Raw genomic sequence first — 10,498 nt, 5'->3', positions numbered from 1 at the left:
CCGCAACTCCTGTGGGAGCGAGCTTGCTCCGGGCGGCGTTCCGACGATGACGATCGCATAGCCAACACCTGCATTGCCTGACAGTCCGCTATCGCGAGCAAGCTCGCTCCCACAGGTTTTGCGCGTTAACTGATCGGCATTAGGGCAAGCCCGCTCCCACAGGGTTTTGAGGTGTTAATTCAGATTCTGTTCGGTCAACCGCTGCACCACCAATCGCCGGTAATGCGACGGGGTCATGCCCTTGAGTTGCTGAAAGCGCCGGTTGAAGTTGGAAATATTGTTGAAGCCCGATTCGAAACACACATCGGTAACCGATTTGTCGCCATCGGCCAGCAGTTCGCAGGATTTGCTGATGCGCAGGCGATTGACGAATTCGATAAAGCAGCGTCCGGTGGCCTGTTTGAACACTCGGCTGAAGTAGGTCGGCTTCAGGCCCAGGTGCTCGGCGACTTCTTCCAGCGGCAGTTCCCGGGCGTAATGGGCAAAGATGTAATCCACCGCCCTGTTGGTGCGATCGATGTTGTGCTCGTCGGCCAGTTGCGGGGTCGTGGCGCCAGAGAGCAATTGGTAGTCGTCGGTGGCCGCGAGCAACTCCAGCAGAATGAAAAAGTGCCCGAGCCGGGTAATGCCGGTGGTATCGGCAATGCGCTGCATCAAGTCCATGGCCTGGGCGATGGTGTGCTTGCAGCGGAACTCGATGCCGTACTGCGCGCGCTCCAGCAGCGGCGCCAGGGTCTTGAGTTCGGCGAACACCTGATAGCCGCTGTCGAACAACTCGTCGGTGAAGTTGACCAGCATGTCGCGCTTGGGCACCACTTCGTCCTCGGCCACCTGGCTGATCCAGTTGTGGGGCAGGTTGGGGCCGGTCAGGAACAGGGTTTGCGGGTAGAAGTTGCCGATGTAATCGCCAATGAACACCTTGCCGGAACTGGCGACGATCAGGTGCAACTCGTATTCCTTGTGGAAATGCCAGCGCACCAGCGGGCAGGGAAAGCCATGCTGGCGGTAGATGATGGACAACCCGTTGTGGTCGTCCATCAATTCATAGGACGGATCGGTGACTCTGGCGGTGCGGGTCATGACAGGGCGCTTATGTTGTTATCCCACCCGGATCATGCCTCCAGCCGGATGGATAATGCTACTACCGCCTGTGAGCCTGCTCCTGCAAGGCGCGCTACTCCTGATTAAGCCGATTCTTCACCTCGATCCATTGCGCCATGTATTGAGTGCTCTTGTGCTGGTGATGACGCAGCATGCTGCCGGTAAAGTTATCGCGTCTGATGTTTGCCAGATTCCGTTGGCAATCGACCAGCCGCTGGATCAAGGCCGGGCCATGAACGGATGTCTGGTAGCGGCTCGCCAGCAGGGTTTGCCCGTGCGCCTGGGCTTGGAGCCAGCGCGTCTTGTCGTTGTGGAGTTGCACGGCATGATCGGCGAACTCGCGTGCCGAACGGGTCACTGCACCGGGCCAAGTCTCTTCGCCATGCATCGCCTCCGCACCGACTGGCGTCGTCACATTCGGTGTGCCACAGAGCATTGCATCGACGATTTTGCCCTTGATACCTGCGCCAAAACGCAAGGGCGCCAGGCACACCCGCGTCGCCGACATCACCTGCAAGGCGTCCTCTGCCCAGTTCATTACGTGGAATCCCTGCGCCACGTTATGTAGCGCAGTGGCCTTGGGTGGTGTGTAGGCGCCATAGATATGCAATTGAGCGCCGGGCAATTGCTCGCGAATCAGCGGCCAGATAGCGGTTTTCAACCACAGCACCGCATCCCAGTTGGGTGCATGGCGAAAGTTGCCGATATGCAGAAAGTGCGCCCGGTCTTCGAACGCTGCCGGTGCGCTGGCCGGAAGATCGACCATCAATGGGCACCAGTGCAACAAGTTGCGTGGAATCCTGAACTGCTCGACCAGCAATTCGATTTCCACTTCGGAAACCATCAGCGTCAAATCACAACGATAAAACGAGGCGATTTCGCGCTTGGCCAGGTCGGTATTGGCCATGTGTTCAAATTCTTCACGCTGTGCCTGGGCGAACAGGCCGCTGAAGTCATTGTTGTCAGCGCTGGCCTTCAAGCGCTCCTTGAGGCGTTGATGCCGGCCATGCCTGAGGCTTTGCAGGTCGCAACTTTCGAGCACACGCAAGGCATCGGGACAATGCTTCTCGACCCGCCATCCGAACTGTTCCTCCATCATGAATTGATCGAACAACACGATGTCCGGCGCCAGTTCGCTGATGAACTCGTCGAAACTGCTGTTGTTCAGCTCGATCGGCACTTCGCGAATGCCCAACGCCGTCAGGTCTGCGCGTTGCTCGCCGAAGCCCGCCGGACTGCTGAAGGTGATGTCCCAGCCTTGTTGCAGGAAAACCTCGAGGATTTGCATGACATGCCCGCTGGCCGCGGAAGAGCGGGGCTCGGGCCAGACGTAACCAATGACCAGGACTTTGGTTGCGCGGGGCTGATTCATGTACGGGAATTCCTTGAAGCGAAGACAGGGCAGGGACGAAAAAGGCGCGCATTAAACCACAGCGGATCGCAAGGTCACTCGAGAATGCCTTTGACCTTGTCGCGCAACTGATCGATGGAGAACGGTTTGCCGATCATGTGCATGCCTTGAGGCACTTCGATGGTTTCGGCATAACCGCTGGCAAACAGGATCGGCAAGGCTGGACGTAAAACACGTGCTTCATTGGCCAGTTCGCGGCCGTCCATGTTCGGCAGGCCCACATCGGTCATCATCAGATCAATGTGCTGGTTCAAGTCCTTGAGTGTCTCCAGCGCCTGCTCGCTGCCATTGGCTTGCAGCACCTTGAACTCCAACTCCTCCAGTACATCGACGATCAGCATGCGCACGATGGCATCGTCTTCGACGACGAGGATAATGGGCGCTTTGGCGGAGGACATAGTGGCTTTCCTGAAAATGATGGGTTGTCAGGCGAATAAAATCACCGGCCTCTTGCATGAGTAAGTGGCGGATCCTGACAAGTTCCCAGCGCAATGCGAAAAAGAACCGGGCGCAGGTCAGGCAAGGATAACCCGCTACTTTGCGTGGGCGCAGCGGAATGTAGGACCCTGTGCGAAACCATGTCAGAAAATTGGATCAATGCGCCAGTTTTGCGGCAAACTCCTTGCATCCCGACAGTTCGACAAGGCTTGCCCCATGCCCTCCGCGTCCACGGTTGATGAGCAACGATTTCGTAAACTCCTGAGCCGCAACATCAGCCTGCCGTTGGGTCTGGGCCTCATCAGCGCGGTGTTCTTCGTTTCGCTGATCAGCTATTTACTGTCGACGATCCAGTGGGTGCAACACACCGACCGGGTGATCAATAACGCCAATGAAGCGCTCAAGCTGACGGTGGACCTGGAAACCGGGATGCGCGGTTTCCTGCTCAGTGGTGACGAACATTTCCTCGATCCCTACGAAACCGCCAAACCGCGAATTGCCGCGGCCCTCAACACCTTGCTCGAGCTGACCGCCGACAACCCGGTGCAGACTGACCGCTTGCTGCGGTTGCAGGCATTGCAGCTGGAATGGGCCAGCTACGCGCAATCGCTGGTCGATTTGCAGCGCAGCAGCGGTGACTATCGCGCCGTGGTCAAGGCCGGGCGCGGCAAGCGCCTGACCGATGAAATTCGCAAGCAGTTCGAGGACGTGATCGACACCGAGCAACAGTTGCGCACCGCCCGCAATGAAGACATGCGGCGTTCCACGGTGTGGAGTATCAGCCTCTATCTGTTGTTCATTGCCGGCGTCAGTGGCTTGCTGGCGTATGTCGGGCGCCGCGATTTGCTCAATCTTTCGCAAAGCTACAGCGTCAATCTCGCTGCCCAACAGGCCAGCGCCCATCGCCTGGAGCAGCAAGCCTGGCTGCGTAATGGTCAGACCCAACTTGCTGAACAGGTGTTGGGACAGTTGAGCCTGAGCCTGCTGGGACGCAACATCCTGCAGTTTTGCGCGCAGTACCTGGGCACCGCCGTGGCGGCTATTTATGTGCGCGAAGACCACGGCGGCCTCAAGCGCATCGCCACCTACGGTTTTTCCCGCGAACAGGAAGAGTGTGAGCAGCAGATTTACAGCGAAGAAGGCATTGTCGGCCAGGTGGCGCAACAGGCGCGGTTGATTCGCTTGGACGAGGTACCGGTTGATTACTTCAAAGTCAGCTCCGGCCTCGGCGAAGGTTTGCCACGCAGTTTGCTGGTGGTGCCAACCAGTGATGACGAGCGGGTCAATGGCGTGATCGAACTGGGCTTTCTGCGCTCACTGACGGACCGCGACATTGAATTGCTTGAGCTGATTGCCGGCAACATCGGCACCTCGATCGAGGCTGCACGCTATCGTCAGCGTTTGCAGGAGGTGTTGGCCGAAACCCAGCAACTCAACGAAGAATTGCAGGTGCAGCAGGAAGAGCTCAAGACCGCCAACGAAGAGCTCGAAGAACATTCGCGGATTCTCAAGGAGTCCCAGGCGCACCTGGAAATCCAGCAGGTGGAGCTGGAGCAGACCAACGAACAACTCGCCGAACAGGCACAAGCACTGGCCGAGCAACGCGACACCATGGAGCTGAAGAATACCGAGCTCAATCAGGCCCGGATCCAGCTCGAAGAACGTGCCATAGAGTTGCAGCGCTCGAGCAAGTACAAGTCCGAATTCCTCGCCAACATGTCCCACGAATTGCGCACGCCGCTGAACAGCTCGTTGATCCTGGCCAGGCTTCTGGCGCAAAACCCGGAGCAAAACCTCAGCGCCGAGCAAGTCAGATTCGCCGAATCGATCTACTCCGCCGGCAATGACTTGCTTAACCTGATCAATGACATTCTGGACATTTCCAAGGTCGAGGCCGGCAAGTTGGAGATCCGTGCGCAGAACACCAGCGTGGCGCGTCTGGTCGAAGGCCTGCGCGGTCTGTTTCAGCCGTTGGCGTCGGACAAACAGCTGGATTTCCAGGTGGATGTGCAGGACGGCGCACCGCTGATGCTGTTCACTGACCGCCAGCGCCTGGAGCAGGTGCTCAAGAACCTGCTGTCCAACGCCGTGAAATTCACTGAAAGCGGCAGCGTGTGCCTGTCCGTCGCCACGGTGCCGAACGACGGCATCGCGTTCATCGTCCGTGATTCCGGGATCGGCATTGCGGCGCAGCAGTACGACAGCATTTTCGAGGCATTCCGCCAGGCTGATGGCACCACCAGTCGGCGTTATGGCGGCACCGGGCTGGGCTTGTCGATCTCCCGTGATCTGGCGGCCTTGCTCGGCGGCTCCATCAGCGTGACCAGCACGCCGGGGCAGGGCAGTGCGTTTACCCTGGTACTGCCGCAGCAGTACATGGAACCGGGTGAAGTACCTGTCGAACCGATGCGCGCCGAGACGATGGCGGCTGTGCCGAACGTAGTGCCACCCGCGCTGTCGCCACTGCTGGCCGAGGTCGACATTGCGCGTTTCGACGACGATCGCAACAACGGTCCGTTCACCAGCCGCTGCATTCTGGTGGTGGAAGATGAGCCGGATTTTGCGCACATCCTCTACGACCTTGCACATGAACTGGGTTATCAGTGCCTGGTGGCCCATGGCGGCGACGAAGGCTACGACCTGGCCAAGACGTTCATCCCGGACGCGATCCTGCTGGACATGCGCCTGCCGGATCACTCCGGCCTGACCGTGCTGCAAAGTCTGAAGGAACACGCCGAAACCCGGCACATCCCGGTGCATGTGATTTCCGTCGAGGACCGGGTTGAAGCAGCGATGCACATGGGCGCCATTGGCTATGCGGTCAAACCGACCACCCGCGAGGAACTCAAGGACGTATTTGCGCGACTCGAGGCCAAACTGACCCAGAAGGTCAAGCGCGTGCTGCTGGTCGAGGACGACGACTTGCAGCGCGACGGCATTGCCCGCCTGATCGGCGACGATGACCTCGAGATCACTGCCGTTGGCCTGGCGCAGGAGGCACTGGACCTGCTGCGGACCTCGGTTTTCGATTGCATGATCATCGACCTCAAACTGCCGGACATGCTCGGTAATGACCTGCTCAAGCGCATGTCCACCGAAGACCTCTGCTCCTTTCCACCGGTCATCGTCTATACCGGGCGCAACCTGACCCGGGATGAAGAGGCTGAACTGCTCAAGTATTCGCGTTCGATCATCATCAAGGGCGCACGCTCGCCGGAGCGGCTGCTGGATGAGGTGACGCTTTTTCTGCACAAAGTCGAATCGCGGTTGTCCCATGAACGGCAGAAGATGCTCAAGGTCGCTCGCAGCCGCGACAAGGTCTTCGAGGGCCGCAAGGTGCTGCTGGTGGATGACGATGTGCGCAACATTTTTGCCCTCACCAGTGCGCTGGAGCAAAAAGGCGCAGCGGTGGTCATTGGTCGCAACGGCCGCGAAGCGATTGAACGATTGAATGAGGTGCAAGACATCGATCTGGTGTTGATGGACGTAATGATGCCGCGGATGGATGGTTTCGAAGCCATTGTTGAAATCCGCAAGGACCCGCGCTGGCGCAAGCTGCCGATCATCGCGGTGACGGCCAAGGCCATGAAGGACGACCAGGAGCGCTGCCGGCAGGCCGGCGCCAACGATTACCTGGCCAAGCCCATCGACCTGGACCGCCTGTTTTCGCTGATTCGTGTGTGGTTACCGAAGGTGGAACGTATCTAGTGGAGCGCAATTTTTCAGTGGAGCGAAACAGCGATATCGAATTGCGCTTGCTGATCGAGGCGATCTACCTCAAGTACAGCTACGATTTTCGCGATTACTCCAGTGCTTCGATCAAGCGCCGGGTCAACCATGCATTGACTCAGTTCGAGTGCAATACCATCTCGGCGCTACAGGAAAAGGTCCTGCGCGACCCCACCGCGTTCATGCAATTGCTGCAATTGCTGACCATTCCGGTCAGCGAGATGTTTCGCGACCCTTCGCACTACCTGGCCATCCGCAAAGAAGTGGTACCGCTGCTGCGAACCTATCCTTCGCTCAAGATCTGGATCGCCGGATGCAGCACCGGTGAAGAGGTGTATTCGATGGCCATTGTGCTGCGCGAAGAAGGCTTGCTCGACCGCACGATCATCTACGCCACCGACATCAATCCGCGCTCGCTGGAAAAGGCCAGGCAAGGAATTTTCTCGATGGAGAATGTCCGCGCCTACACTGCTAATTACCAGCAGGCCGGTGGCCAGTGTTCTTTTGCCGACTACTATACGGCGGCCTATGGGTACGCGATTTTCGACAAGACCCTGCGCGAGAACGTGACCTTCGCCGATCACAGTCTGGCAACGGACAGCGTATTTTCAGAAACCCAATTAATTTCATGTCGTAACGTACTGATTTACTTTAATAAAAAGCTTCAGGATCGGGCATTAGGACTGTTTCATGAGTCCCTCTGCCATCGCGGTTTCCTGGTGCTGGGCAGCAAGGAAACCCCGGAATTCTCAGCCTTCGGCCATCAGTTCGAGCCGCTGGTCAAACTAGAACGGATTTACCGAAAATCATGAACAGTGCAACGAACTTGCCGGCGATCGAAGCGATCGTGATCGGTGCCTCCGCCGGTGGCATCAGCCGTCTGCCTGTCGAGCTGGAACGAATCGCATGCTGAGTAATATCCAGGCCAAACTGCTGATCGTCGACGATCTGCCGGATAATCTGCTGGCGCTCGAAGCGCTGATCAAGCGTGAGGACTGCATCGTGTACAAGGCGCTGTGTGCCGACGAAGCCTTGTCCCTGCTGTTGCAGCACGAATTCGCCATGGCCATCCTCGATGTGAAGATGCCCGGCATGAACGGCTTCGAGCTGGCCGAATTGATGCGTGGAACGGAGAAAACCAGGAATATCCCGATCGTTTTCGTCAGCGCCGCCGGGCGTGAACTGAACTACGCGTTCAAGGGCTATGAAAGCGGTGCCGTGGACTTCCTGTACAAGCCGCTGGACATCCTCGCGGTCAAGAGCAAAGTCAATGTGTTCGTCGACCTGTATCGCCAGAGCAAGGCGATGAAGGAACAAGTGCTGGCCCTTGAGCAAAGTCGCCGCGAACAGGAGACCCTGCTCAAGCAACTGCAAGATACTCAGCTGGAACTGGAGCAGGCGGTGCGCATGCGCGATGACTTCATGTCCATCGTCGCCCATGAAGTGCGCACGCCGCTCAACGGCCTGATCCTTGAAACCCAGCTGCGCAAGAGGCACCTGGCCCGGGACAACGCCGCCGCCTTCACCCTGGACAAGATGCACGCCATGGTCGACCGCGACGAGCGGCAGATCAAAAGCCTCATACGCTTGATCGAAGACATGCTCGATGTCTCGCGCATTCGCACCGGAAAGTTGTCGATTCGGCCAACGCGCTTCGATCTTTCGGCACTGGTCAGCGAGTTGTTGCAGAGTTTTTCCCGGCAGATCGACGCCGCCGAGGCGTCGGTCACGCTGGATGCCGAGCAACCGGTGATCGGAAATTGGGATGAGTTTCGTATAGAACAGGTGATTTCCAACCTGTTGACCAACGCCTTGCGCTACGGGGCCAAGGGCCTGGTCGCGGTGAGAGTCTACAGTGAAGAGGGCCGGGCGCTGGTGGACGTGCAGGACCAGGGGATCGGTATCAGCGAAGAAGACCAGAAGCGGATTTTCCAGCAGTTCGAACGGGTATCGGCCAAACATACCGGTGCCGGACTGGGCCTGGGATTGTTTATTTCAGAACAGATTGTCACCGCCCATGGCGGTACTATTACGGTCCAGAGCAGGATTGGCGAAGGCGCCTTGTTTCGCGTTTGTCTGCCGCTGCAGGAAAACAGCCAGATAAACGCAACCTCTGATCGACCCCACGGTCGTATCAGCAGCAATTGACCGAGCAAAGGCTTCCCATGAGCGAAGATGCACAAGATGTAGTACTCGTCGTCGAGGACGATCCCTCGATTCTGATGGTGCTGTCCGCTTATCTGTCGGGCGAGGGTTACCGCGTATTGCAGGCCGAAAACGGCGAGCAGGCTTTTGAAATCCTCGCGAGCAAACCGCACCTGGACATGATGATCACCGACTTCCGCCTGCCCGGTGGCATCTCCGGCGTGCAGATCGCCGAACCCGCCGTAAAGCTGCGACCTGAACTCAAGGTGATTTTCATCAGCGGCTATGCCCAGGAAATCCGTGAGACCGACAGCCCGATCACCCGCACGGCGCCGATCCTGGACAAACCTTTCGATCTGGATAAATTGCAGGAGCTGATGCAGGACATGCTTTCTTAAGCATTCAGGCGCCGGTCATCTCCCGCACCTCCGCCGTCAACAGATCGAAGGTAAAGGGCTTGGTGATCATCTGCATGCCCGGATCGAGAAACCCGCCGCGCACTGCCGCAACGGGCTGCCTGTTCACTTGACCCTGGGCCGGGACGACGGTTCAACGAAATTTCAGGCGGGGTCAAAGCCCTTGTTGCAATGACGGATCATCGGGGTTCATCTGTTCGAGTTGGGCCAACAGGATCTGCACGTTTTGCAGTTGGCCGCTTTCCTTCCAGTAATTGATCAGCAGCACCCGTGCCTTGCGATCGTTCGGATGGCGCTGAACGATTTCCTGCAACTGTTTCTGCGCCGCGTCGAGCTCTTGCTCACTGTGCAATGTGGTGGCCAGGTCGTAGCGGTAATCCCGGTTATTGGGCTCGAGTTCAACGGCTTTGGACAGGCCGAGCAGGGCGAATTCGCTTTGCTCGTGATGCAGCAGCCAGAGCCCCAGGGCATGTTGCAGGTAGGCCGAATCGGGTTGTGCCTGGAGTTGCCTGGCCAACAACTGCCGGGCGGCGTCGTTTTGGCCCTGTTTATCCAGCACTTCGATTTGCAGCACCAGCGCCGGCAGGTTGTCCGGTGCCAGGCGCAGGGTGTTGTCCAGCGCCTGTTGCGCTTGCTTGAGCTCGGCGTTGTGCAGGTGCAGCCGGGCCAGTTGGTATTGGTTTTCGGCGCTTTGCGGCTCGCTCTTGAGCACTTGCTCCCAGGCATCGATGGCTTGCTCCAGCGGCCCGAAATACAAGCCGAGTTCATCCGGGGACAAACCCAGCAGCGCGTTGATGGCGGCCAGGCGCACGCTTTGTTCGCTGTCATCGAGCAATGGCCCCAGCAGCAGACTGCGCTGGCCGCTCGGTACCAGGCCGCTGATACTCCTGATCGCAGCGATACGGACCTCGGGCGACTCGTTCTGCAGGTCGACAGCCGCCAGTTTCAGGGCCACCGAGCTTGGATAGTTGGGCAGCTCGGCATGCAACCAGACACGACGCTTGGGGGACAGGTCCGGGCGGCCCAATTGCTGATAGAGCACCCGTGCGGCACCGGGTTGACCACCCCGGGCAGCCGCCAGTGCTTCGCTGTAGCCATGTTGTATGGCTTCGGGAACCACCGGCTCGGTATCGCGCAGGGAAACCCACGCAAGGCCGATGACGAGCAGGGCGAAGAGGCTGATGAACAGATTGCGGCGGGACTTGGGCATGCAGGAATCCGGAAGCTGGCGAGCTTTTGCAAAGGTCGCCAGCTTCGG

At 58.4% G+C, this 10,498-nt stretch carries 9 protein-coding genes; 4 read left to right on the top strand and 5 right to left on the bottom strand.

Going from position 1 to position 10,498, the window contains the following annotated elements:
- Positions 1-174 precede the first annotated feature (174 nt).
- The 3 genes from AC1DU9_RS23890 to AC1DU9_RS23880 all read right to left on the bottom strand — a co-directional run bounded on the left by AC1DU9_RS23890 (position 175) and on the right by AC1DU9_RS23880 (position 2,910).
- Positions 175-1,080: an AraC family transcriptional regulator gene (locus tag AC1DU9_RS23890; RefSeq protein WP_477810876.1), complete on the bottom strand. Its 906-nt coding sequence runs from the start codon at positions 1,078-1,080 to the stop codon at positions 175-177.
- A gap of 94 nt (positions 1,081-1,174) precedes the next feature.
- Entirely contained in the window at positions 1,175-2,473 is a 1,299-nt protein-coding gene (locus tag AC1DU9_RS23885) for a glycosyltransferase (RefSeq protein ID WP_477810875.1), read from the bottom strand.
- A 74-nt stretch (positions 2,474-2,547) separates the two neighbouring features.
- Positions 2,548-2,910, bottom strand: coding sequence for a response regulator (locus tag AC1DU9_RS23880; RefSeq protein ID WP_223458106.1), 363 nt, complete (start codon positions 2,908-2,910; stop codon positions 2,548-2,550).
- Positions 2,911-3,166: 256 nt separating this feature from the next.
- Between AC1DU9_RS23880 and AC1DU9_RS23875 the strand changes: the two genes are divergently transcribed.
- The 4 genes from AC1DU9_RS23875 (at position 3,167) to AC1DU9_RS23860 (ending at position 9,222) form a co-directional block, all read left to right on the top strand.
- The gene (locus AC1DU9_RS23875) at positions 3,167-6,658 is read left to right on the top strand and encodes a response regulator (RefSeq protein WP_477810874.1); all 3,492 of its coding nucleotides are present in this window, start codon (positions 3,167-3,169) and stop codon (positions 6,656-6,658) included.
- Entirely contained in the window at positions 6,658-7,491 is an 834-nt protein-coding gene (locus AC1DU9_RS23870; protein ID WP_477810873.1) for a CheR family methyltransferase, read from the top strand. The genes AC1DU9_RS23875 and AC1DU9_RS23870 overlap by 1 nt, the downstream gene beginning before the upstream one ends.
- Before the next feature lie 94 nt (positions 7,492-7,585).
- Complete coding sequence (locus tag AC1DU9_RS23865; protein ID WP_477810872.1) at positions 7,586-8,827, top strand: hybrid sensor histidine kinase/response regulator; 1,242 nt, start codon at positions 7,586-7,588, stop codon at positions 8,825-8,827.
- A gap of 17 nt (positions 8,828-8,844) precedes the next feature.
- A complete protein-coding gene (locus tag AC1DU9_RS23860; RefSeq protein ID WP_223458099.1) occupies positions 8,845-9,222 on the top strand; it encodes a response regulator in 378 nt (125 codons plus the stop codon).
- Between the two features lie 4 nt (positions 9,223-9,226).
- On the opposite strand, the gene AC1DU9_RS23855 is transcribed toward AC1DU9_RS23860, so the two are convergent.
- Positions 9,227-9,349 (bottom strand): hypothetical protein, encoded by a 123-nt coding sequence (locus tag AC1DU9_RS23855; RefSeq protein WP_263289608.1) that lies wholly within the window; start codon positions 9,347-9,349, stop codon positions 9,227-9,229.
- A 45-nt stretch (positions 9,350-9,394) separates the two neighbouring features.
- A complete protein-coding gene (locus tag AC1DU9_RS23850) occupies positions 9,395-10,450 on the bottom strand; it encodes a tetratricopeptide repeat protein (RefSeq protein WP_457265994.1) in 1,056 nt (351 codons plus the stop codon).
- Positions 10,451-10,498 lie beyond the last annotated feature (48 nt).

This window comes from Pseudomonas sp. P4_C1, assembly GCF_056402155.1.
Note: the sequence above shows the minus strand (reverse complement) of the source record. Positions and strands in the feature narration are given on the sequence as shown.

Coding starts and splice junctions, on each gene's coding strand:
- AC1DU9_RS23890 (WP_477810876.1), bottom strand. CDS start 1,080: ATGACCCGCACCGCCAGAGTCACCGATCCGTCCTATGAATTGATGGAC.
- AC1DU9_RS23885 (WP_477810875.1), bottom strand. CDS start 2,473: ATGAATCAGCCCCGCGCAACCAAAGTCCTGGTCATTGGTTACGTCTGG.
- AC1DU9_RS23880 (WP_223458106.1), bottom strand. CDS start 2,910: ATGTCCTCCGCCAAAGCGCCCATTATCCTCGTCGTCGAAGACGATGCC.
- AC1DU9_RS23875 (WP_477810874.1), top strand. CDS start 3,167: ATGCCCTCCGCGTCCACGGTTGATGAGCAACGATTTCGTAAACTCCTG.
- AC1DU9_RS23865 (WP_477810872.1), top strand. CDS start 7,586: ATGCTGAGTAATATCCAGGCCAAACTGCTGATCGTCGACGATCTGCCG.
- AC1DU9_RS23860 (WP_223458099.1), top strand. CDS start 8,845: ATGAGCGAAGATGCACAAGATGTAGTACTCGTCGTCGAGGACGATCCC.
- AC1DU9_RS23850 (WP_457265994.1), bottom strand. CDS start 10,450: ATGCCCAAGTCCCGCCGCAATCTGTTCATCAGCCTCTTCGCCCTGCTC.